The sequence below is a fragment of the Mesorhizobium sp. M0598 genome, assembly GCF_040320865.1.
Classification (GTDB): Bacteria; Pseudomonadota; Alphaproteobacteria; order Rhizobiales; family Rhizobiaceae; genus Mesorhizobium.
The window spans coordinates 22,998-45,810 of record NZ_JAMYQL010000036.1; the positions used below are offsets into that span (position 1 = coordinate 22,998).

Genomic DNA, 22,813 nt, shown 5'->3' on the forward strand with positions numbered 1-22,813 from the left:
TCATTACCCGCCCTCCAAGCACAGCGTCCATCAAATGCCGGGTTTCCGGCTAAGAGCAGTCATACGCGCTTCTAGGAAATGAAGGTCGCCTTCGGGTCACGAGCGCTGGTTGGGCCCAATGTCCGGTTTCTGGAAGGAAAATGGGTCCCGGAAGGTCAGGATTGGGTCCATGAGTGTGAGTTCAACCGAGGGCGAGCGAACTTCCGCTTAGGGTAAAGCCACCAGGACAGCTTCAGGCGGAGCCATCACCTTCAGCACCGCTTCGTGTCGTACTGCTGGCTGGAGACGCCCCTCGTTGACGGGCACGGCCGGCCTTCGCCTTACGGCCGCGCCAGCCGCGATCCGAACGGACGAAGGCTTCCAGCATGTGCGGAATCAGGGCTGCGGCGTCCACGGGTTCGTAGAGCCGGCTGTGTTCGGCCGCATACTGGTCGAGTTCCTCCTTGAGCGGCTCCGGCAGGATGATGGTCATGCGGACGACGCCAACCTTCGGCAGCCGACCGAGCCTCAGATCCGGCATGGTTCACCTCCTGCTTGTGAGACAAAGACATGTTGACTGTTCAGATAATCGACATAGGCAACGAGGTCGCGATGAACGGCGGCAGGCAGTTCGACGGTGATCTTGACCGGACGGTCATCGGGAATGGCAGAAAGTTTCAGCTTGGTCATGATGGATCCTTTGGCGTGCCGTAAGGCACAAGAAGAAGGTCGCGATTGACAATCACGCGAACCGGGAAACCGGGCCGCACGGTGAGCGTAGGCTGGACATTGAGCTGATTGCGCACGAGCTGCTGGCCAATATCGGAGGCCGAATCCTGCGCGCTTTCGCGGATGGCCTTGGCGATTTCGCTTTCGTCGTCGCTGGACCCAAGCGATGTCCCAATGCCCAGCAATGTCGAGAGTGCTGCGGCCCGGAACATCTGGCCCCAATGACGGTCGACCTCGTCCTCCAGCCCGGAAAATTCTTCAGCGTCTGCGCCCTGCTGGCGCTCCAGCACGATCGAGGTGCCGTCAGGCATGATCAGCCGGTTCCAGACCAGCAGCACGCGCGACTGGCCGAAGGCGACGTGGCTGTCGTACTGGCCGATCAGCCGTGCACCCTGCGGGATCAGAAGGTATGAGCCCGTTGGGCTGTCGTAGACATTTTCCGTGACCTGAGCGGTGATGGCGCCGGGCAGGTCGGAATGAATGCCGGTGATGAGGGCTGCCGGAATGACGGTACCAGCCTGCACGATATAGGGCGAGGCCTTCTCGGCGAGCCGATCGGGGCTGACGGTGCGCCGATCCGGTCCGGCATTGACGAAAGCGAGCTTGCGGTCCTGCAAGTTTTGAGCGGGGCCTGGATCGATCGGTGGCTCCTCGATCGGCGGTGTCGGGCCGGACAAAGTGTTCGCGACCGTGTTTGCATCCTGTCTTACCGGATGCACCCGCGCGCTGGTGTCGGTGAACAGTTTTGCCACGCGTGCGGCCTCGATCTCGGCCAGGCGGCGCTGTTCTTCCGGATCGGCGCGCGGTCCACTGACGTTGGACGCCCCAATCGGCTGGCCGCGCTCCTGCGCACGCAAGATCGGCCGGCCCAAATCGCCAGGCAGCGCGGGGCCGAGTTGCGGAACACCGGCGTAATCTTTCGGCAGACTCTGCAGCCCGTCGGCAGTGGAGCGGTTTTCAGTGGTGAAGAGCTCGGGCGGTTGTTCGGTTCCGCGCTGTCTGGTGTCGAGCGCCCAAATCAACGTGCCGAGGATCGCAGCGCTGGCAACCCCACCAACGCCTATCAGCACCTTGCGCGACAGTCGCGTGACCCTGGCCGGTTCGGGCCGAAGGCGCAGTTCCGCTCGAATGTCCTGGTTGGGTGCATTTGCAGGGTCGCTCATCGGAACAGCCTCGTGCTGGGCGAGGTTCGTTTGCCGTCCGTGCGCACGATGCGGACGCGCTTTTCGCTTGTTTTGTCACCGAGCCTCAATTCAGCGGCGGCAAACAGCCGATCAACGACGTAGTAGTTCTGGCCAGCACGGTAGTTGACCAGCTCCGAGCCGCCCGATGGGCCGATGACAAAGAGCGGCGGCATTTCACCTTGCCCTATGCCCGACGGGAACTCGATGTAGACTTTTGCACCGTCATCGAAGGCGCGAAGCGGCCGCCAGGGCGCCGTGTCGCCTTCGATGCGATAGCGAAAATTGAGTTTCTGGATGTCGACGCCGGACGCGACCGGCTTTGCGGCGGAAGCCTGCGCGTTCTGGCGCTGCAGAGCAATCAGCTGGTCCTGCGGGTACTGCCAGGAGACCGAAGCCATGTAGGTCTTTTCGGTCGAGCGCAGCTCGAGATGATAGGTGCGGCGGTCGCTGTTGATAACGAGATTGGTCTGCAGATCCGGCCGTGTCGGCTTCACAAGAATATGGACCTGCTGGCGCTCCCCTGCCCCACTTTGCGTATCGCCGATGATCCAGCGCACCGTGTCGCCGGCGGCCACAGGCCCGGAGCCGACAAGCTGCTCGCCGGGCTGCAAGGCGATGTCGGTGACCTGGCCGGGCGCGGCATAGATCTGGTAGAGCGCGCCCTCACTCCAGGGATAGAGCTGGATGGCATTGACGAACCCGTCGCGAACCGGCTGCATCCTCGCTGCCTCGTTCGCCTGGCTGATACGCTGCTTCGGATCGTTCGGCTCCGGCTTCACCTTCGTAGCGTCGACTGGTTTCAACTGACCAGGCAGCGGAAGCGGTTTCGGCACTTCCACCACTTTGACCGGACCAGGCGGGTCGACCCTGCGCACGGCAGGCACCGCATCGTCGTAGGCGATTTCCGGCGGAATGTATTTCTTCGATGCACAGCCGGCGAGCGCCGTTGCCGACAGCAGTGCCAGGGCAAGCCTACGTGCCTTGGGCGCATTGTGCGTGGCCGGTCTCGCCGATGTTCTTGTTGGTGCTGCACGCATCATGAAAACTCCTTCGACCAGCTGATGGCGTTGACATAGACGCCAAGCGGATTGACTTTGAGCCGGTCAGCGTCGCGGGGTTGCTGAATCACGATTGTGAGGATTGCGGTCCAGCGCTCGGTGCCGGCCAGGTTGCCATTCTCGTAGCGGCGCTCGATCCAGGCGACGCGAAAGGAATCGGGCGTAGCACGGATGACGCTGGAAACCTCGATGGCGATCTGGAGTTTGCCCAATTTGGCAAACGGGTCGTTCAAGCGAGCGTAATCATTGAGGGAAATGGCGCCGCGGTCTGTGGTGTAATCGTAGGCGCGCAGCCAGTTTTGGCGGACGATGATCGGGTCGGCCGGAATGCTTCTGACCTGTTCGATGAAGCGGGCCAGATGCCAGGCGATCTGCGGATCGGTCGGCCGATAGTCGGCAACGGCCGGAGCGACAACTTGCGCTTCGCCGAACTTGTCGACCTCCACCACCCAGGGAACCACTGAGCCGCGCGTCGACTGCCAGACCAATGCGGATGCAAAACCGCCGGCCAAGACGAGCGAGCCGAAGGCCATCAGCCGCCAGTTTTTCGCCTGGACGCGAGCCGAGCCGATGCGCTCGTCCCAAATCTGGGCTGCACGCTGATATGGCGTCTCAGGGTGAGGCGTTTTTCCGTAACGAACAAAAGGGCGTCTAAAGGGGGTCATCGGCGGTCGTCCTGATCGAGGGAAACATTCATTGAGCCGCCGCCATCATCGCTCGAATGAACTGAATGCGCGGCGATGCTGGCGCCATGGCTCATGGCCTGGCCGCGCTTCATGCGTTTTGCCCATGCGGGCGGGGCGTCGGCACTGGTTTCGGTGGTCGACCAGTCACCGGAGGAAGCCGTTCGCGACGATCGCTCTCCACTCGTCGTGGCCCAAGCTGCCAAGCGGCCGGCCTCGTAGCTATCGGACAGGGCTGACGCGGCGCGCGACATTGCCTGCTTGACGGGTTGAACGGCAGCGCTGGCACCAGCCTTTGCGACACCCGCCATGCCGGCGGCGATTGAGCCTGCACCACCTCTTCCAGACGTGGCTGCGGCGAGTTCCCAGGCGGCCGAAGTGCTGCCGGCCAGATGCGCGCCACTACGTGCGGCGGCTGCCGACATGCGCCCGCCTGCACTGAGCCCGCCTGCTGCGCCGCCTATTGCGGCGCGGGCGCCCATAGCGCCGGCTACGCCAAGGCCACCAACGGCGAGGCTCGTGCCAACAGCGGCACCTGCGCCCAGTTGCGGAGCACCCGAAACCAGCCCCGTCGCGATGCCTGGACCGAAGATCGACAGGCCCATCAGCGACAATGCGCCGAGAACAAGCGACAGTGCATCGGTGATCGTCGGTTGTTCGGCACCAAAGCCTTGAGTGAACTCGCCGAACAGGCCCGAGCCGATGCCGACGATGACGGCGAGCACCAGGATTTTCACGCCGGAGGCAACGATGTTGCCGAGCACTTTTTCAGCGAGGAAGGCGGTCCGGTTGAACAGCGCAAAAGGGATCAGCACGAAGCCGGCAAGCGTCGTCAGCTTGAATTCGACCAGCGTGACGAAGATCTGTACGGCGAGAACAAAGAACGCAATCAGCACGATCGCCCAAGCAATCATCAGGACCACGATCTGAACAAAATTCTCGAAGAACGAGACGTAGCCCATCAACTGGCTGGCGGCTTCGAGGATTGGATTGCCGGCATCGACGCCGACCTGCGCGACGCGGCCCGGCTGCAGCAGTGCGGCGCCCGAAAGTGCCGAGCCTCCCGCCTTCAGGCCGAGCCCGGAAAAGCTCTCGAAGACGATCCCGGCCAGACGATTGAAGTTGCCGATGATGAAGGCAAAGAAGCCGATATAGAGCGTCTTTTTCATCAGTCGGTGCAGGACGTCCTCATCCGCACCCCAAGCCCAGAACAGGCCGGCAATCGTGATGTCGATGACGATCAAAGTGGAGGTGAGGAATGCGACCTCGCCGCCGAGCAGCCCGAAGCCAGAATCGATATAGCGGGTAAAGGTCTCCAGGAAGCGATCGATCACGCCGGTGTCGTTCATGGCGCCACCGTTTCCAGATGCAGCCGGTCTTCCGCGCGAGGCGGAGTTGGCGGTTGGAGCGGCAGCATTCGGCGCTGGTCCTTTTCGATCCACGGAGCCGCGTTTGGCGCGATGGGGCGGAGGGATGGTTGCAGGAAGCGTCGGCGGCTTTCCGCCCAGGCTCTCCTGCAGGCTTCGTCGTCAACGGCCGCCATGCCGATGGCCCGGCATCGGGCAAGCTCGACCTTAGCCGGCTCGCCGCCCGGATATGCGGAGCGCGGGGAGGACGCGTCCTGCGAGCCGTCGCCGCGCAGCGCCATGGAGGCGGCGGTCATGGCGGTGCCAAGGGCAAGAATGGCTGCTATCCGGGCGGCGATCTTGAGATCCATGCGATTCTCGCCTCAGTCGTGGAACATTTTTACCGATGACGGGCTGTAACTGCGGCCCGTCATGAAACGGCTGAACTGTTCGCGTGCCTGCTCCTGCGCGGCCGCCCGCCTCGCCTGCTCAAGGGCTTCGGCTCGTCCTTGTGCGGCCAGCATCGCAGTGAGATCGGCAACTTGCTTGGCTTGCACGGCGAGGAGCTGGTTGCCGGCCTGCGTCGCCTGCAGCACGCCGACGGCCGACTGGCTGGCACCGACCAGCGCACTCGTCTGCTCTTGTGTCCCGGCGATGTTGTCGACCGCGACGGCGCCGGTTTTCAGCGAATGCTCAAAGGCAGACACCGAGGTCTGCCAGCGCTGACGCGCGCCCTCGACAAGCTGCTGGCTGGAGAGTTCCGAACCGAAATTCTTGTAAGCGGAGGTAAACTGGCTCTCGATGTCCTGGACGCTGTAGGCCAGCTTCTCGGCCTCGCCGAGCAGGCTCTTCATCTCGGAAAAATTGCCCTCGATCTGGCCAAGCAGCGAGGTCGGCAGCGACGTGAGATTCTTCGCCTGGTTGATCAGCATCTGCGCTTCGTTTTGCAGCGAGGTGATCTGGTTGTGGATCTGCTCCAGGGCACGCGATGCCGAAAGCAGGTTTTCGGCATAGTTCCTCGGATCGAACACGATCAGCGCCGATGCTGGTGCCGATGACAGCGCCATGGCGACGGCGATGGCGCCGGCTGCCGCCTTGCGACGGATTCGGCTGCCTGCAAGATTGGAATTCATGACGAAATCTCCTCTGTGGACTGGTCGATCACGTTGGTGAGACCTGGGATGAGGTCGGCCGCCCAGGAGAGACCGCGCTCCGCTAGCCAGGCCTCGAGGAAATGCTCTCGGCCGGCCTCGGCGATTGTCCGGTCGATCGCGGCCTGGTCTGATTTGGACGATGTGGCGCAGAGCGCCAGCGCGATCGGACCGAGTCCCAGTTCGAACAGACGGTTGCCGCGGCGGCTTTGACAGTAATAGTCGCGCTTCGGTATCGCCCGGGCGATGATCTCGATCTGACGATCGTTGAGACCAAAGCGTCGATAGATCTCGGCGATCTGCGGCTCGATAGCGCGCTCGTTCGGCAAGAACAGCCGCGTCTGGCAGCTTTCGACGATTGCCGGCGCGATTGGCGATCCGGCGATGTCGGAAAGCGACTGCGTGGCGAAGACCACGCTGGCGTTCTTCTTTCTCAGCGTCTTCAGCCATTCGCGCAGCTGGTCGGCGAAACCGCCATCGTCGAGCGCCAGCCAGCCCTCGTCGATGAGCAGCAGTGTCGGCCGGCCGTCCATCCTCTGCTCGATGCGGTGGAAAAGATAGGCAAGCACCGCGGGAGCAGCACCCGTGCCGATCAGGCCCTCGGTTTCGAACGCCTGGACGGAGGCTTCGCCGAGACGCTCATACTCGGCATCAAGCAGCCGGCCAAAAGCGCCGCCGATGCAGTAGGGACCAAGCGCCTGTTTCAGCGGCGAGGACTGCAGCAGCACGGACAGGCCAGTCAGTGTCCTCTCCTGGACTGGCGCAGACGCCAGCGACGTCAGCGCCGACCACAGATGTTCCTTGACCTGCGGCGTGATGGGCACGCCTTCGCGCAGTAGAATGTCGAAAAGCCAGTCGGCCGCCCAGGCCCGCTCCGGCGTATGATGGATGCGGGCAAGCGGCTGCAGCGACACGGTGTCAACGTCGTCCGACAGATCGGTCAAAGTCAGCAAGGGCAACGGATCGTCAGACCCCTGCCCGCTTGCGGTATCGCTTCCGAGATTGTGCCAGTCACCATTCATGGCGAGTATGGCCGCGCGGATTGAGCCGCCGAAATCAAAGGCAAAGACCCGGCTGTTTTCGTAGCGCCGGAACTGAAGCGCGATCATCGCCAACAGGACCGACTTGCCGGCGCCCGTCGGGCCGATGACGAGGGTGTGGCCGACGTCTCCAACATGCAGGCTGAACCGGAACGGTGTGGCGCCCTCCGTTCTGGCGAAGAACAGCGGCGGCGCTCCAAGATGCTCGTTCTCGATCGGACCTGCCCAGACCGCGGAGAGTGGAATCGTGTGCGCGAGGTTGAGCGTGGAAAGCGGCGGCTGGCGAATATTGGCATAGACATGGCCAGGAATACCGCCCAGCCAAGCTTCGACAGCGTTGACGCCTTCGGCGATACAGGTGAAGTCCCTGCCCTGAATGATCTTTTCGACCAGACGCAGCTTTTCGCCGGCGATCGACGGATCGGCATCCCAGACCGAAACGGTGGCGGTGACATAAGCTTCGCCGATCTGGTCAGAGCCCAGGTCCTGGAGCGCCGCGTCCGCATCGGCCGCCTTGTTGGCGGCGTCCGTGTCGACGAGAACGGATGCCTCGTTGGTCATCACCTCTTTGAGGATCGCGGCGACGGATTTCCGCTTCGCGAACCACTGACGGCGTATCTTCGTCACCAACTTGGTCGCGTCGGTCTTGTCCAGCATGATCGCCCGCGTCGACCAGCGGTAGGGGAAGGCAAGGCGATTAAGATCGTCGAGAATCCCCGGGAAGGTCATCGTCGGAAACCCGGTGATGGTGAGTGTGCGCAGATGCGCATCGCCAAGCCTCGGCTCTAACCCGCCGGCCAACGGCTGATCGACAAGCAGAGCATCGAGATGCATCGGCGTTTCTGGCACGCGAACGCGATGCCGCTTGGTCGAAATGGTTGAGTGTAAGTAACTCAGCGTCTCTCCGTCATCGAGCCAGTCAGCTTCGGGAACGAAGCCCTCGATGAGGTTGAGCACGCGGTCGGTGCGGTCGACAAAAATCTTCAGGAGCTCCCAAGGATCGACGCCGGTCTTTTCCCGGCCTTCGTAGAGCCAACTCTCCATGCGCGACGCTTCCTCGGCCGGAGGCAGCCACACGAAGGTGAGGAAGTAGCTGCTTTCAAACAGCACACCGGAGTCTTCGAACTGTTCGCGACGCTCGATGTCGAGAAGTGCGGATGCGCAATCCGGGAACCGGCTGTCTGGGTAGCCGCTGGCAGGATTGCGCTGGGCTTCGACAAAAAGTGCCCAGCCGGAGCCGAGCCGGCGCAGCGCGCCGTTGAGCCGCGCGGTCGTGCCGACGAGCTCCGCCGGCGTCGCGGAGTCCAGATCCGGCCCGCGAAAACGCGCCGTCCGTTGAAAACTGCCGTCCTTGTTGAGCACCACGCCCGGCGCTACCAGGGCAGCCCACGGCAGATAATCGACGAGGCTGGCACTCTTCTTTCGGTATTCCGCGAGGCTCATCATGGCGAAACCTCAACATCCGAAATGCGTGGGATAGCGCAGGTGGCGGCGAACCACATCGACGAATTGCGCATCGCGCTTTGCCGCCCAGACGGCCACGAGATGTCCGACCGCCCAGATGATGAGCCCCGCGATCCACAAGCGAAGCCCCAATCCAATCGCGCCGGCCAGCGTGCCGTTGGCGATGGCGACCGCACGCGGCGCGCCGCCGAGCAGGATCGGTTCGGTGAGCGCGCGATGCACCGGCGCGAAAAAGCCACGGATCTCCTCATCCATCAGATCAGAGCTCCGCCACCGAAGGAGAAAAAGGACAGAAAGAACGAACTTGCCGCGAACGCGATCGACAGCCCGAAGACGATCTGGATCAGCCGGCGAAATCCGCCTGACGTGTCGCCGAAGGCGAGCGACAAACCGGTGATGATGATGATGATCACCGCCACGATCTTGGCGACTGGCCCCTCGATTGACTCAAGGATTTGCTGAAGCGGCTCCTCCCAGGGCATGGAGGAACCGGCAGCATGGGCGGGCGCAATCGTCATGATCGGGGCGGTCGCCGCATACGACAGCTCCACGGCAAGTTTGCGGATAGTCGATGAATTGAAGCGCATCTGGGTCATTCTGAAGCTCCATAGGGAGAGTGGCGATTCACGGTCGTTGTGGTCTCGAAATTTGCTTCCAGGGTGCGGTAGTCGCCGGTGGCCGGATCGAGCCCGTCGACCAGGGCGATCTCGACGAGCCGGCGCGCTGAGCCGCGGCCAGCGAGAACTGCGATGAGATCTATGGTTTCGCCAATCAGTGCGCGCGGAACCGTAATGACCACCTCCTGCACGAGCTGCTCCAGTCGCCGCAGTGCGCCAATGGCAGAATTGGCGTGGATGGTGCCGATGCCGCCGGGATGGCCAGTGCCCCAGGCCTTCAACAGATCGAGCGCTTCCGCACCGCGTACCTCGCCGATCGGAATGCGATCGGGCCGAAGGCGTAACGACGACTTCACCAGATCGGAAAGCGAGGCGACACCGTCCTTGGTGCGCAGCGCCACAAGATTGGGCGCAGCACACTGCAGCTCTCGCGTATCCTCGATCAGCACGACGCGGTCGGCGGTTTTAGCGACCTCCGCCAGCAACGCGTTCACGAGCGTGGTCTTGCCCGTCGACGTGCCGCCGGCCACCAGCACGTTCTTGCGTGTCTTCACGGCAAGCTGCAGGACGCCAGCCTGGGCTTCGGTCATGATGCCGGCGGCGACATAGTCGCGAAGCGTGAACACCGCGACTGCCGGCTTGCGGATGGCGAAGGTTGGCGCCGTGACAACAGGCGGCAACAGACCCTCGAACCGTTCGCCGGTCCCGGGCAGTTCAGCCGAAACGCGCGGCGAGCCCGAATGCACCTCCGCACCGACATGGTGCGCGACCAGCCTGACGATCCGTTCGCCGTCTGCCGCGATCAGTATTTCATTGCTTGCAGCGAGTCCTTCGCTGAGATGGTCAACCCACAGGCGACCGTCGGGATTGAGCATCACCTCGACAATGGCTGGATCGTCAAGGAAGCCTGCGATCGCCGGGCCGAGGGCGGTGCGCAGCATGCGCGCGCCGCGCGATACCGCTCCCTTGCTGGCACGATAGTTGGTCGCCATGCGGGTCCCCGTTTCTCGCCACGAACTGGTTCTTGCCGCGGTCGGGGATCATTAGAAAAGGCACGAGCGCCGGCCTTGCAACAAGCAAAACCGGCGATCGTGGAATGACGTGCAGAGACTTGCGAAATGCGGTGCGGCGACCGCGATAGCTCAGCAACCCGGTGCCCGACTGGCTATCTCCGCTCCAGCAGAACAGCCGGCTATATCTAGGGCCGCAAGCGAAGCCCGATTGGGAAGTCATTCTTGGCATCGACGTTCCAAGGATCGGCTCGACGTGCATGTTTTGCCGTCCGGCGAGCCGTTCTCGGTGGGTATGACCATGCCGGGGTGGAGGATCTGGTTCGGCGATTGGCAGCCCTTTCGCCGGCCGTTGTCGGATTGGAGTCGACAGGCAGCTTCGAGAGACTGGCGGTCGCCGCCTTGGCAGGCAACGGCCTGGCAATTGTCATGATCAATCCGGCGCGGGTGTAGGCGAGGCTAGCAGGTATGTTGAAGAGCCTAGAGAACTATGGTGGAAATTGCCAGAAAGGTAGATTTTTGGAGTTTCTCGTGTCCCTGAATATCAAAAATCCGGCCACCGTTGCTCTCGCCGATGAACTCGCACGCCGCCAGGGTATCAGTAAGACAGCAGCCATCCATCAAGCGCTTGCATCGCTTGGGCTTTGGAGAGACCGCTCACGAGCGTCTGCTGGCAGAATTGCGCGCCATCCGAGAAAGAGTGGCACGATTGCCTGAACTGGATACTCGCAGCGACGAGGAGATCATCGGGTATGACGAGCATGGAATCCCTAACTGATGGTGATCGATACCTCAGCTGTTGTAGCGATCCTTCGGAGCGAGCCTGAGGCAGCAAGGCTGGAACGAGCGCTGGTCTCCGACCCAATCCGACTGGTCCCGGCAACCGGGGTGCCCGAGGCACGCATGGTGCTGGTCAGCAGGCGCGGCGAACACGCATTGGCCGAGATCGATCTGTGGCTGCGCAAAATCGAGGCCGACATCATTCCTGTCGACTCCGAATTAGTTGGTCTGGCGACCCAGGGTTGGCTGACCTACGGCAAAGGCCACCACCCGGCGGCGCTGAATTTTGCCGATTTCCTGTCCTATGCTTTGGCAAAGCGTGCAGACGAACCGCTGCTTTTCATCGGCAAAGACTTCTCCCAAACGAGTATCGAACCGGCATGAGCACGAGACTCTAGGATCATCGGCTGTCTCCAGCTTGAACCCTGTAATAGCGCCAATTAGTTTCGATCCTGTCGGCTGGGCCTGCATCAAGGGGTGTCGTGCCAATTGATCCCAAAGCAGAGCAAGCTGGCGTCTTTCGTCCCTCCGATCTGGCGCTGCTGGGCCGCGTCTTCGATCGGTTGGAAGTTGAGGGCCAATCCAGCCGGCCAACATGTTGCTCAGACATTCACGGCCGCGACGCTGGTTGTGCGAACAAATGATGAGCCTCGTCGAAAACGGCCCTTGGGAGGACCCGAAGCTCGCTTGCTTCGTAGGGGAGATGCTCGAGATACTGCGTCGTCAGCCGGGCAACCACTTGCGCTTGGGCCAGGTCGCGACGGCGCTTGATTGGCTCGCGATCAGCTCGTTTTGAGACCCAGAATTTGTGAGCGGCAAAAATACGCGGATCGGGTGCCACGAGCCGTAACGGTCCGCCTTTTTCATCGATGGCGATTGCTTCGAAAGCAGGGGCATTTTCCAACCATGCCAGGCCGGCGATCTCGGCGGCCACCAATTCGTCGTCAGCCTTCCCGATAGTTTCCCGGCTCGACTTCCACGCCGGGTTTGCGAGCGGTTTGATCAGATCGACGAGATATCCGTCGCGGTTCACCGCGCGGAATGTGGCGGATGAACGCTCGAAAGACCGATCGACCTTGCGCAAAAGGTTGATGAGCGCTCCATCTTCGACGTTGGCGCCAGACATGATCCTGAGGGACTGGCGCGAGTCCATGAGGAGATCGATATCTTGCGTCGATGTGATTCCGGGATCCACGAACACTCCGGCCGCCGCCTCATAGGCGTAGATCGCATTCGTGCCTGCAATACGAATGCCTTCCCCGAGAAGACCGGCGTTATCGATTGCTCTGATAATTCTTGCGGCGATCAGGGGAACACGCCCAAGCCGGAGCGCGCGATTGACAGCAGATTGGCGCTCCATCTGCTCCTGTCGCGCAGAGAGCGTTTCTTGGGCGGACGCGCGAGCTGCTTCCCAATCCGCCTTGACAGCTTCGCTCGCCGGCGAGCGCCGACCCTCTGCCTTTTGGTGTCGTACGCCAGCGGCGTCGTAGTAGCTTCGCATCAAATGGTCGATGCCGTTCACGGTGTGCCAGACGAGGGATCCCCGAAAGCTCTTCGCCTTCCTTTGGGCCTCTTTGAGCGCAATGAAACGTTGGTCGGAATTGACTTTTTCCCGACGCTGATCGTTATTTAATTCAACAAAATCAATCAATTCAACAGTTACCATACGTTTAGCTCAGAGCTGTTGCAAGACACAATAGGCGGCGGAGCGCCCGATTGCAACAGCTCTCACGTGATTCCACTGCGACTGTTGAAGTAACTGTATTAATTAAAAAATATGACAACGGAGCGGCTTTTCTACGGCAGCGCAGTCGAAGCAAAAGCGCCGCTCGAACGCGGCCTTCGCTGGTTTTATTCGATCCTAGACCGGGCCGGTGCAAACGGTCTGAGAAAGCTACCAAGATGGCGATGGTGGTCATTCGTCACCTCAAGCAGATCCGCTCGATTTGCAACTCCGCGGATGGCGTGACAAAGCTCCCTTTCCCCCGGCTTGGAAGTGCTTAGCTGTCGTCCCTATAAGACTTGGCGGCTTCATCGATCTTACGCCAGTCGTTTCCGTGCCGCCGCACAAGCTCCCGCGCCTGGGCTGGCGATACACTTTGCGTTTCGACGAAGTGGTTCACTTCCGTCTCCTCGCTTTCAGGGGACGCGAACGAGGGCTCGTTGGCCGTCTGGCAATTGGGTTTTTGCATCTCGTCTGGGCATGAATGGACCTCTCCTGGAGCAAAATAAACGGTCCGGCGCGGCGAAGCTTTCCCACGCTAGCATTCAGCAGTTTCACCGATCGCCTCATTGGCTGCCCCTAGCGGCTCTGACCATACGTTCTGGTGTTCTTGGACCCAAATGAACTGCACCGCGTTGTTTGCGAGCAGTGCTGTGCTTCGCAATCTGATGGAAAAATCCGACGCCCCTGCTGCACCGCAGACAGTTCCTGGTGCCGAAGCGCGCTTTCCGTACGATCGAGCGGCGGTTGAGCGGTTTCGACAGGCATTCCCGCGCGCCAGGTGGAGTGACGAGCGCACAAGCTGGTTCGTGCCGGGAAAGACTGCCGCGCGGCGCATCCAGCGCTGGCTTGCGCAAGAGGCGGATCTACGAGTAGCACATGATGACAGCAAGGGACGAGACGCCTTCGCCTTCGATCCCCTGTCGAGCCGGTATCTGGAAGTCGCGGACGACCTGCGCATCCGCACGCCATATTCGCGGACGGTTCTCGAAGAACTGCGAGCCGTTCCATGGGCGAGCTGGGACGACGAACTGCGGGCCTGGAGGGTGCCTTTCCGCTCCTACGAGGAGTTGAGGCGCCATTGGCCAAGCATCGAAAGGGCCGCACGCCGCGCAGAACCGGAGGAGAGGAAACGGCGACGGGAAGCGTCCAAAGACTCCGAGGAATATAAAGCCGCCAGATTACGGTATGCCGAACGCAGGCGACGTCGCTATCCACTGCCCCCTGACGATTTACCCCAGCTTGGCCCTGCCGTGGCAACGGAGCAATACGGCGTCGTGGTCTTCACCGAGATTTCGGGCGAACTCGTCGCCTCGGAGCTAGCAGCGTTCTATCCGCATTTGATCGAGGCGAACGTCGACTATATCTGGGGCAGATGGCGTCCGGCGACCTTGACTGAATTGATTAGAACATGGCCCGCTCGGCGTGCTGCCGAGTTAACGGAACGGCAGCGAGGCTGGTGGCAACCAACGCTGCCCGAGCTCAGGATAGCTCGCCAAAAAGCCCGAAGCATGGCCCGAAGAAGGGCAAGGCTTGGGCCGCTTCCAGCGTCTGTCCGGTTGCTCTAGTGTTGAAATGTCAACCGATCGGAACCTTCCATGTGCAGCGATTGCGAACAACATATGAGCTGGCTGAACATTGCCCGATGATGGCGTCGCTGGCGTTGAAGATCGGGGCGCATGAAACCGAACTTGACCTGCCGTAGGCGCGCGACACCCGCATCAATGATCTGGCTCCAATAACCCGCGTGGCAGCTGAAGCCAGCGTCGGCGTTCTTCGAATTTACCGGACGAAGTACCCGAAGGCGAAGGATCCATTTTCGCTCTACGCTCCGCGTTTATGACCATCGCCGACCGAGAGGAAGTTCGCCGCTCCGCTGACACGGGGCTGGGCGCGCCAAGGTCATCGCTGAATGTAAAGCCATTTCTGCAGGACGACGCACACAATGCCGATCCGAGGCCAACTGGGAGTGCACACCAGCTTGGAATTGTGCGGAACCGTACGAAGCCGATTGCAAGCAACCAACCTGGTTGGCCGGGCATTAGCAAAGCATCAAATAGGAAAGCATCGGGAGGAAGACCATGCTGCACGTTAACATGCCTCGCGAATTTGAGGTCGGCGATGAGGTTGCGCTGGCAGGTACCGTCACGGCGATTCTCCCCAGCGGGCGCGCCAGGGTGAGCATTCCTTCGTATGACCATCCTTATACGATTGATCCGCCACCCAAAGTCCGGGCCGGCGACCGAGTGATTCTTGTTGGGGACGTCACCCGCATCGATCGCGGGGCGAACAAGCTCTCTGTGCGGATTGACTGCGGCGGGGTGATCACGGTCGACAAGTCGGCGATCACCCGGCTGAGAAAGCACCGCCGGATTTCAGCGGGTTGACGCTCCGGCGATACAACGGCCGGCGTAGGGAAGATGCCAGCGCCTTTGAACAGCCCAAGGGTGCGGCGCGGTCCAGCCGGATATGGAGCGGACGAACGGATAAATGGGAGCTCGACGGCTAGGGCACGCGTCCAGCGTAGTGCGTCCCTGGCGTCTTCGGATTACTGGTGAAGCAAGTCAGACCTGGCCTATCGCAACCGCGCCTCACCTGCCGTCCAGCGTTCGGATTCGCGATCGTCGCTCTCGGCAACAGGCGGCGCGCCCGTCCAGGACGTGTCGCACGTGTGCGCTGTGGAAGGAGACGCCCAGCACATTTCGGGTGAAGGCAGCGCGGGCATCGCGATCGATCGTAATCTTTCTCTGCAACGAGCGCCTGATCGCCGGTCAGCAGTTTCAATCGCGATGGGCTCCGGCTCGTACCCATTATGGAGATCACATGTTCGTCCCGGACCCCGATGCCGGCAACAGGTCTGCTTCGGAGCGTCGCGACGGAACTGGGCGACATGGTTGCGGTGGAGTAAGCGCCCTCCCCTGGGTCAACAACCCCGTCGGTGACGGCCGCGACCGCATCGGCAATCAAGTCGTCGCTGAAAGGCCGCAAGGTATCTGTCACGACATAGCGCGCCGGCGAAGCTCCGCCCTTGCGACGGGGATTCGTTGTAAGCCGATCAGACGGCAACGCCGGCCAGATGAGCGAGAACTTACCCTCGGTGTGGGTCTCGACCAGGCTCGACGTTCGTCGGTAACTGCCTACGAGTCAAGGTCGTAGGGCTCGTGGCCCAGGTCGTTGTGATGAAGCGCCTCTGCCATACACCTGATGTCGAACGCCTGGCCGCACGCCGGGCAGAGGACGAAATACTCCTCCTCCCGAAGTGGCGATGCATCGTGGTCTTGGGGGATGACGATGTCATTGTATTCGTCGGGCATTGGGTCCTCCGGCAACGCCGCCCGCCATGCTGGAACGCCTGCCGGCAGGATTTATTTCAAAGTTACTGCGCCTAAGAAGAAGCCCTGGGCATCGATCGTGGCCCGATGTCCGGTTTCGCTGGCAATAACCTTGCCGAGGCCCGCCGCTCCGATGAAAGGTGATCTGATGGGCATCAGCTGCGCAAAATAGCTCGGAAATCGGGCACTGGGGTTGGGCTGTTGAAGCGCACTGTCTTGCCGGCAGGTCATCCAGTCGCTGGCGGCGCTGGCGGGACATCGTCGGCTATTTCTTGCCTGAGCCTTGGTCCTTTGCTGAGCCGGCGACCGAGCGCATTGACGAAATTGTCGTAGCGCTGCAAACCCTTCGCGCGGGCTTCGGCCTGAGCGGATTCCGGCAAGGCTGGGGTCGAATTGAGCCAAAACCGGACGAACAATGCGAGCGTCTCAATAGCAATTCCGACGTCGCGTTCGACACGCTGCACACGTCGATCGATCTGGTCGAGGCGTCGAGTGATCGCGGCTTGCTTTCGCTCTTCGGCATCCGGCGACAGGAACGACGCGAGCGCAGCCTCGGCAACCAGTGACAGCGAGGCCTCGCGCCGCTCCGCGTAGTCTGCCAGCGCGTTCATCACGTCAGGATCAAGATAGGCAGAGAGACGTTTTTTCTTGGCGTTCTTCATGCGCTCAAAGCTCAATGCCATCATTGGGGTCAAGGGCGGCCTGACGAGCTGCGCGTCTCATGGCTTGATCGACACTGCGGCGACGAACGGCGTCATCGTCGGGCTCGTCCCTGTCGAGGTCGAACTCATCGTCGCAGCGTGGCGTTCGTTCCGGCGCGATGTCTTCGTGTTCGGGAAGCTCGGGCTGGCGGCGAATGCCGCCATTGGCCGGATCCTCGTCCTGCTGATCCCTGGCAAGCCTCAGCTTGCGAGATTTGCCTTCCGGCTCAGCAAGAAGTGTCGTGTTGGTCCAGTCGTCAGAGCGAGCGTTCTGCGTTGTCCCTCCGGTCCTTGGTGGCGGCAAGACACGCTCGGCAAGACGCGGGTCGGCAAAGTAGCGTGCCTTCTTCGCACGGATTGGGAACTGGCCCGAGATCATAATGATCGCCTCGGTAGGCGGCAGCTGCATGATCTCGCCCGGCGTCATCAGTGCACGCGCCGTTTCCTGCCGCGACACCATCAGATGCCCGAGCCAGGGCGACAATCTGTGCCCCGCATAGTTTTTCATGGCGCGCAACTCGGTCGCGGTCCCCAGAGAGTCTGAGACGCGCTTGGCCGTCCTCTCGTCATTCGTGGCGAAGCTCACCCGCACATGACAATTGTCGAGGATGGAATTGTTCGGTCCGTAGGCCTTCTCGATCTGATTGAGCGATTGTGCAATCAGGAACGACTTGATGCCATACCCGGCCATGAAGGCCAGCGCGCTTTCGAAGAAATCGAGCCTGCCGAGCGCGGGAAACTCGTCCAGCAGCATCAAAAGACGCTGCCGGTGATCCTTCGCGTGAAGATCTTCGGCGAGCCTGCGGCCGATCTGGTTAAGCACGAGTCGCATCAGCGGCTTTGTGCGACTGATGTCCGATGGCGGCACGACCAGATAGAGCGTCGTCGGCCGTGCCTCCTCGACAAGGTCTGCGATCCGCCAGTCACAGCATGACGTCACCTTGGCCACAACTGGATCGCGGTAGAGGCCCAGAAAACTCATGGCCGTCGAGAGCACGCCGGAACGCTCGTTCTCGGACTTGTTAAGCAGTTCCCGAGCAGCCGACGCCACGACGGGATGCGGGCCTGCATCACCCAAATGCCGCGTCAGCATCATGGCGCGCAGCGTTGCCTCGATTGGCCGCTCTGGATCGGAAAGGAAGTTCGCCACGCCTGCGAGGGTCTTGTCTTTCTCCGCATAGAGCACGTGCAGTATTGCGCCGACCGGCAACGCATGGCTGGTCTTCTCCCAGTGGTTGCGGCGTTCCAATGTGCCTTCTGGGTCGACCAGGACATCCGCCACGTTCTGCACATCTCGAACTTCCCACTCGCCCCGTCGCACCTCCAGCAGAGGATTGTAGGCTGCGGATCCAGCATTGGTCGGGTCGAACAGAAGCACCTGGCCGAAACGAGCCCGCCATCCGGCCGTCAGTTCCCAGTTTTCGCCTTTGATGTCGTGGACGATTGCCGAACCCGGCCAGGTCAGTAGTGACGGTACGACCAGGCCGACGCCTTTGCCGCTTCGGGTCGGTGCGAAACATAGCACGTGTTCCGGACCGTCGTGGCGCAGATAGTGTCGGCCCAACATACCCAGGATCACCCCATCCTGACCGATCATCCCAGCGGCCTTGATTTCGTCTCGCGTCGCCCAGCGCGCCGAGCCGTAAGTCGTGGTATCCTTTGCCTCGCGCGCCCGCCACAGCGACATCCCGATCGCTGCGACGATAGCCATGAGGCTTCCGCTCGCCGCAATCGCCGCGCCCTCCAGGAAGACCTTCGGCGCGTAGGCGTCGTAGAAAAACCACCACCAGAAAAAGGCTGGCGGCGGGTAAACGGGCTGTCCAGCCAATTCGAACCACGGCGGACCGAGTTGGCTTTGAAAGCCGAGCCGCCCTGCCGTCCACTGTGTTGCTCCCCATGTTGTCGCGACGACGATCAGAAAGGCGGTGAGGATCTGGCCCCATAAAACCTTGCTTGCCGGCATCGGTCGTTTCCCAAATGGATGATCGGAACAACCGAAAAGCTCGAATTCCTAAATTCGCAAGAAAAAAGGGGCGGTCGAAGCAGCATGGCGTACCCGGACGTGGAAAGACTTGCCCGATGCGATCTCGAATGTTGAACGAGCATAGGGGGGCTGCTTTCTTCTGGAGCCGTTGAGCCGCTACTTGCCCAATGATAGTTAGTTGTCTCGGCTCAGATGGCATTCGACGAGATGGACGGGTTCTTGGAAAACCACGGATTGCGCATGACCAAATGAACAAGAGTCCTCAGCGGCGCGCCGAGCCGGAGAACACTCTAGTCCCGGCAAGTGGTGGTCAGCCGTTCTGCTGAGCTCGAATCTTACCGCCTCCCTGATCGGTAGCGCGATAGATCCAGAGCCGACTCGATGAGCAGACCCATCAAGTCTGTTCAATTTTGTTAATCGATTCAGTCACATCAACTATTGCCATGGACTTTCGTTGGAACTGTTGCAAGCCGCGCCGGCCTCACGGGTCGCGGAATCTATTCGGCCGCACCTAAGTTCCAGATGTCCCGATGCAGGCGCCATGTCCCGTCGTCCCCTTTTTTCCAAACGACAATGTACTTGCCCGCAACGGTGGAAGGGGCACCGCCTTTGCTCGGCACACTGAGCGTAAATGCGCCAACTTCGTAGGCGAGATTCCCGCTCCCTTCCACTTCCAGCGCCTTCAGGGTGAGATTCTTCATCCCGGCCTTGATTGCGCCCTGCCAGAATTCTTCCACGCCCTTGCGGTCATCGATGCGTTTGCCGTCGGGTGGCAGCAGGGCGGCATCGTCGGTATACATTTGACCTACCGCTGCTGCGTTTCCGCTGTTGAAGGCGTCCATGAATTTTACCAACGCCGCTTCGATGTCCTCACGAGCCGAGTGGGGGGCCGCAGACAATGCAGACGAAAGAAGCAGCACAGCAGCAAATGCAAATGACTGAACCAGTCTCATTTCGTCCTCCCTTGCGTGCCCGACATGCCCACCCGATGAATAGCGCCGACCCGAGGGCGCCGCGGCGTTCGATGGCCAGGCGCGGATTATATTAGACTTATCTGATATGACGGCGCAAGCGCAGCTGCGACCCTCTGAACGACCAGCGTAGCAGCTGCCGGAGAGCTTCAAAGCGGCGGCTACCGCTCACTGCCTCCTCGTCTCGACGAAAGAATTCGTTCGAATGATGCTTTTCCGCGGCTTTGCTCGCAAGTTTTCGTCAGCCAGCACAGGGCCTCCTCTTACGCTCGCTGGTCGTCAAGGCCCAGCGGCCACTAGCTGACAGTCCCCCCGCAGCCAAGCCGCTGGGCCCTCGACGTGGGGAACGAGCATTGGAGACGATGTCGCGCTTTCCGTTACAGCCCGAAGGCGGGTGACAGATGACCGCGTCAGCCTCTCCACCCCGAGCTACGATTCACGCATTCGATCAGGCACAGCTCTCTCGGGCTAGCGCGCCAAGCATGAGTTAGCTCCCGAATGAGCAGGTGCCGCCCAGTTCAGCTTCGGCCCTTGCGCGCGCAAGGTATTGGCCGAGATCGATCGGCAGTCCGGTCGGCAAATTGGGGCAGCGATGGCGAGAATGAATGCCGGGAACTTCCCTTCGGTGCCGCTTCGTCGATCTGTTTGCCGAGAAGACGCGCGCGCTGCGTGCCGCCCCCCATACCGTAGAGAACTCATTTCAGGTCACACACACACGACGCCACCGAGATCCTGCATCACTTTTCTACTCCGACGCCGCCACGTCACCAAGATCAGTCGCGAGCGTGATCGCGGCTATCAAATCGGGATCGCGCGCCGGAGCGCTCTATGAGTGAGCCCCGAACGGCGCGCTGCTCCTCGAGCAAGTCCGGCTCGACGTAAGGCGGGCCATCCGTGCCGGCCTCGTGACTAACAGACGGGCGAATGGCGGTTCCTGGACTCACCTTTTTGTCTGAAGTCGCTTCCTTGAGCCGGTGGCGGAGTTCTTGCTTGATCGACTTCAGCACCGTCTTAGAATCGGTTTTCGGAAAATTTGTCTTGTGGCATCAATTTTCATGGGATAGGATCATTTTTCATAGGTTTTGGCCCGAACTAACCAAAATTCGATGGAAGGATTCGCTTTTCATGCCTGCGGTGCAACAGCACCAATTTTCAGGTCCTGTTACCGTTTTTCAGGAAATCCGCCCTCCTGAAACGGCGACCCCGGCCGGGTACAGCGCCCTGATCGGAGCCTACAGGCTCGCCGTGCCCTTGCCCCGTAGGTTGTTCGCCACGGGCGAGCATCATCGCATTACCGAACGGGATGGCTGGCGGATCATGACCCCCCGCCATGCCCCAAATCCTACCCTCGAAGGCCACCTGACCTTTGCGCTCAAGTACGAGGGACTGAACCTTGCCGTCCTCAAGCGGCTGTTCCAAGTGACCGGTCCCGCGCCGATCGAGGCGCTGGTCCGTGAAAGCCCGACCGGCAGTTATGCCCGACGCATCTGGTTTTTATATGAATGGCTGAGGGGCGCGCGTATCGATCTGCCGGACGCGAAGGCCGGACGATACATTCCGGTTGTCGATCCCGAGCTGCAGTGGCCGGGACCCGACAAGACCGCTTCGCGCTACCGCGTAAGGGACAATCTCCCCGGCACGCGTGAGTTCTGCCCTCTGGTGTTCCGCACCAAGATTCTCGAAAAATTCATCGGCCTTGAACTACCGCGGCGCGCGGAGGCAATCGTAGCGGACGTGCCGCGCGACCTTCTTGCTCGGACCGCCGCCTTTCTTTTGCTCAAAGACTCGCGATCAAGCTATGCGATCGAGGGCGAGCACCCGCCGCAAGATCGCATCCAGCGCTGGGGCCGCGCCATCGGCGAATCCGGCCGCTGGCCGATCAATCGCGATGAGCTGCTGCGTCTGCAAAGAATTGTACTTGGCGACGCCCGTTTCGTAAGACTTGGCTTCCGAAAAGAAGGAGGTTTCGTCGGTGAGCATGACCGAGACAACGGCACGCCCTTGCCCGATCACATCAGCGCTCGGCCCGAGGACCTGCCGCGGCTAATTGATGGAATGGCGGCGTTCGATCAGGGCCCCGCGCAAAACCTTGACGCAGTCGTAGCCGCCGCAATCCTCGCCTTCGGCTTTGTCTACATTCACCCGTTCGAGGACGGAAACGGCCGCATTCACCGCTACCTAATCCACCACGTCCTTGCCATGCGCGGCTTCAATCCGCCGGGAGTTGTCTTTCCCGTCTCGGCCGCGATCCTGGACCAGATCAACGAGTACAGGGGCGTGCTCGAGAGCTATTCGCAGCGCCTTCTGCCGTTGGTGGAATGGGAACCGACGCCGCAATTCAACGTCCGGGTGCTGAATGACACCGGTGATTTCTACCGGTTCTTCGATGCAACCCCGCACGCCGAATTCCTCTATGCCTGCGTTCAGCGGACGATCGAACGGGACCTTCCCGAGGAAACCGCATTTCTGCAGCGCTACGATCAGTTCCGGCAGCAGGTGGACGCCTTTATCGACATGCCCGAGCGGTTGATCGATCTGCTCTTCCGTTTTCTTCACCAGAATGATGGACATCTATCGAACCGCGCGCGCGAAAAGGAATTCGCCGCGCTGACCAATGACGAGGCAGGAAGAATCGAGGCGATCTACGCGCAAACCTTTGGTCCCCATTGAAGGTGTGATCATCAGGATCGATTTTTAGTCCGACGGTTTGCGATTCCCTTGTCCCTGCCTTCATCTCCGACGCTTGACTTGTCGCCGAGACATGCACGATTTTTTCCGCACGGTCTGACCGGCGGCCGATCAGCCGCGGCCAGAACGCGCTTGACAAACCGGAGCCGTCCCGTCCAACCTCACGCATTCACCAGGGGAGTCCCGGCAAGGGGCTGAGATACTGCTGGCATTCGCGGCGCAGTGACCCGTTGAACCTGATCCAGTTCATACTGGCGTAGGGACGGTGCAAGCGCTTTGCGGGAGTTTACGCCCGAGATCCTGTTTCGGCAGGTCGCTAGAAGCGTCTTTTCATCCTCCCGGCACAGAACTGGGTCTCCAATGCAACGAGCAA

The 22,813-nt window shown here is 61.1% G+C and carries 21 protein-coding genes, 1 pseudogene and 1 riboswitch; of the genes and pseudogenes, 5 read left to right on the forward strand and 17 right to left on the reverse strand.

Going from position 1 to position 22,813, the window contains the following annotated elements; genetic code table 11:
- Nucleotides 1-232: 232 nt before the first annotated feature.
- The 12 genes from NKI59_RS29325 to trbB all read right to left on the reverse strand — a co-directional run bounded on the left by NKI59_RS29325 (nucleotide 233) and on the right by trbB (nucleotide 10,243).
- On the reverse strand, nucleotides 233-520 hold the full coding sequence (locus tag NKI59_RS29325; protein ID WP_352624525.1) for a DUF2274 domain-containing protein: 288 nt from the start codon (nucleotides 518-520) through the stop codon (nucleotides 233-235).
- Entirely contained in the window at nucleotides 508-669 is a 162-nt protein-coding gene (locus NKI59_RS29330) for a DUF2274 domain-containing protein (RefSeq protein WP_502896937.1), read from the reverse strand. Before NKI59_RS29330 ends, NKI59_RS29325 begins: the two co-directional genes overlap by 13 nt.
- On the reverse strand, nucleotides 666-1,871 hold the full coding sequence (locus NKI59_RS29335) for a TraB/TrbI/VirB10 family type IV secretion system protein (RefSeq protein ID WP_352708160.1): 1,206 nt from the start codon (nucleotides 1,869-1,871) through the stop codon (nucleotides 666-668). The genes NKI59_RS29330 and NKI59_RS29335 overlap by 4 nt, the downstream gene beginning before the upstream one ends.
- The gene (trbG, locus tag NKI59_RS29340) at nucleotides 1,868-2,932 is read right to left on the reverse strand and encodes a P-type conjugative transfer protein TrbG (RefSeq protein ID WP_502901115.1); all 1,065 of its coding nucleotides are present in this window, start codon (nucleotides 2,930-2,932) and stop codon (nucleotides 1,868-1,870) included. The genes NKI59_RS29335 and trbG overlap by 4 nt, the downstream gene beginning before the upstream one ends.
- Complete coding sequence (trbF, locus tag NKI59_RS29345) at nucleotides 2,929-3,615, reverse strand: conjugal transfer protein TrbF (RefSeq protein ID WP_352708162.1); 687 nt, start codon at nucleotides 3,613-3,615, stop codon at nucleotides 2,929-2,931. Before trbF ends, trbG begins: the two co-directional genes overlap by 4 nt.
- Nucleotides 3,612-4,982 (reverse strand): P-type conjugative transfer protein TrbL, encoded by a 1,371-nt coding sequence (trbL, locus tag NKI59_RS29350; protein WP_352708163.1) that lies wholly within the window; start codon nucleotides 4,980-4,982, stop codon nucleotides 3,612-3,614. Before trbL ends, trbF begins: the two co-directional genes overlap by 4 nt.
- Entirely contained in the window at nucleotides 4,979-5,350 is a 372-nt protein-coding gene (gene trbK-alt / locus NKI59_RS29355; protein ID WP_352708165.1) for a putative entry exclusion protein TrbK-alt, read from the reverse strand. Before trbK-alt ends, trbL begins: the two co-directional genes overlap by 4 nt.
- A gap of 12 nt (nucleotides 5,351-5,362) precedes the next feature.
- On the reverse strand, nucleotides 5,363-6,112 hold the full coding sequence (trbJ, locus tag NKI59_RS29360) for a P-type conjugative transfer protein TrbJ (RefSeq protein ID WP_352708166.1): 750 nt from the start codon (nucleotides 6,110-6,112) through the stop codon (nucleotides 5,363-5,365).
- Entirely contained in the window at nucleotides 6,109-8,616 is a 2,508-nt protein-coding gene (gene trbE / locus NKI59_RS29365; protein WP_352708167.1) for a conjugal transfer protein TrbE, read from the reverse strand. The genes trbJ and trbE overlap by 4 nt, the downstream gene beginning before the upstream one ends.
- 9 nt (nucleotides 8,617-8,625) lie before the next feature.
- Nucleotides 8,626-8,889 (reverse strand): VirB3 family type IV secretion system protein, encoded by a 264-nt coding sequence (locus tag NKI59_RS29370; protein ID WP_023679160.1) that lies wholly within the window; start codon nucleotides 8,887-8,889, stop codon nucleotides 8,626-8,628.
- Nucleotides 8,889-9,152: a TrbC/VirB2 family type IV secretion system protein gene (locus tag NKI59_RS29375; protein ID WP_352492921.1), complete on the reverse strand. Its 264-nt coding sequence runs from the start codon at nucleotides 9,150-9,152 to the stop codon at nucleotides 8,889-8,891. Before NKI59_RS29375 ends, NKI59_RS29370 begins: the two co-directional genes overlap by 1 nt.
- 74 nt (nucleotides 9,153-9,226) lie before the next feature.
- Complete coding sequence (gene trbB, locus NKI59_RS29380; protein WP_352708168.1) at nucleotides 9,227-10,243, reverse strand: P-type conjugative transfer ATPase TrbB; 1,017 nt, start codon at nucleotides 10,241-10,243, stop codon at nucleotides 9,227-9,229.
- Between the two features lie 486 nt (nucleotides 10,244-10,729).
- On the opposite strand from trbB, the pseudogene NKI59_RS29385 reads away from it, so the two are divergent.
- Both NKI59_RS29385 and NKI59_RS29390 read left to right on the forward strand, forming a co-directional pair.
- A pseudogene (locus NKI59_RS29385) lies at nucleotides 10,730-11,039 on the forward strand (type II toxin-antitoxin system VapB family antitoxin).
- Nucleotides 11,039-11,425 (forward strand): type II toxin-antitoxin system VapC family toxin, encoded by a 387-nt coding sequence (locus NKI59_RS29390; protein WP_352708170.1) that lies wholly within the window; start codon nucleotides 11,039-11,041, stop codon nucleotides 11,423-11,425. The pseudogene NKI59_RS29385 and the gene NKI59_RS29390 overlap by 1 nt, the downstream one beginning before the upstream one ends.
- A gap of 226 nt (nucleotides 11,426-11,651) precedes the next feature.
- Here the strand turns inward: NKI59_RS29390 and NKI59_RS29395 are convergent, their stop codons facing one another.
- Nucleotides 11,652-12,707, reverse strand: coding sequence for a GSU2403 family nucleotidyltransferase fold protein (locus tag NKI59_RS29395; RefSeq protein ID WP_352708172.1), 1,056 nt, complete (start codon nucleotides 12,705-12,707; stop codon nucleotides 11,652-11,654).
- A gap of 725 nt (nucleotides 12,708-13,432) precedes the next feature.
- On the opposite strand from NKI59_RS29395, the gene NKI59_RS29400 reads away from it, so the two are divergent.
- A complete protein-coding gene (locus tag NKI59_RS29400) occupies nucleotides 13,433-14,332 on the forward strand; it encodes a hypothetical protein (RefSeq protein ID WP_352708186.1) in 900 nt (299 codons plus the stop codon).
- A gap of 513 nt (nucleotides 14,333-14,845) precedes the next feature.
- The gene (locus tag NKI59_RS29405) at nucleotides 14,846-15,151 is read left to right on the forward strand and encodes a hypothetical protein (RefSeq protein ID WP_352708173.1); all 306 of its coding nucleotides are present in this window, start codon (nucleotides 14,846-14,848) and stop codon (nucleotides 15,149-15,151) included.
- Between the two features lie 750 nt (nucleotides 15,152-15,901).
- Here the strand turns inward: NKI59_RS29405 and NKI59_RS29410 are convergent.
- From NKI59_RS29410 to NKI59_RS29425, 4 genes are all read right to left on the reverse strand, one after another.
- Nucleotides 15,902-16,078: a hypothetical protein gene (locus NKI59_RS29410; protein ID WP_352708175.1), complete on the reverse strand. Its 177-nt coding sequence runs from the start codon at nucleotides 16,076-16,078 to the stop codon at nucleotides 15,902-15,904.
- Between the two features lie 245 nt (nucleotides 16,079-16,323).
- A complete protein-coding gene (locus NKI59_RS29415; RefSeq protein ID WP_502901116.1) occupies nucleotides 16,324-16,779 on the reverse strand; it encodes a CopG family transcriptional regulator in 456 nt (151 codons plus the stop codon).
- Nucleotides 16,763-18,760, reverse strand: coding sequence for a conjugal transfer protein TraG (locus NKI59_RS29420; RefSeq protein ID WP_352708176.1), 1,998 nt, complete (start codon nucleotides 18,758-18,760; stop codon nucleotides 16,763-16,765). The genes NKI59_RS29415 and NKI59_RS29420 overlap by 17 nt, the downstream gene beginning before the upstream one ends.
- A 518-nt stretch (nucleotides 18,761-19,278) precedes the next feature.
- Nucleotides 19,279-19,734, reverse strand: coding sequence for a YybH family protein (locus NKI59_RS29425; RefSeq protein WP_352596050.1), 456 nt, complete (start codon nucleotides 19,732-19,734; stop codon nucleotides 19,279-19,281).
- Nucleotides 19,735-20,877: 1,143 nt separating this feature from the next.
- Here NKI59_RS29425 and NKI59_RS29430 point away from each other — a divergent pair.
- Nucleotides 20,878-22,422 carry a Fic family protein gene (locus NKI59_RS29430; RefSeq protein ID WP_352708189.1) on the forward strand — a complete coding sequence of 515 codons (1,545 nt, stop codon included), beginning with the start codon at nucleotides 20,878-20,880 and terminating at the stop codon, nucleotides 22,420-22,422.
- Nucleotides 22,423-22,604: 182 nt separating this feature from the next.
- Nucleotides 22,605-22,721, forward strand: a riboswitch (TPP riboswitch).
- The last annotated feature ends 92 nt before the right edge of the window (nucleotides 22,722-22,813 follow it).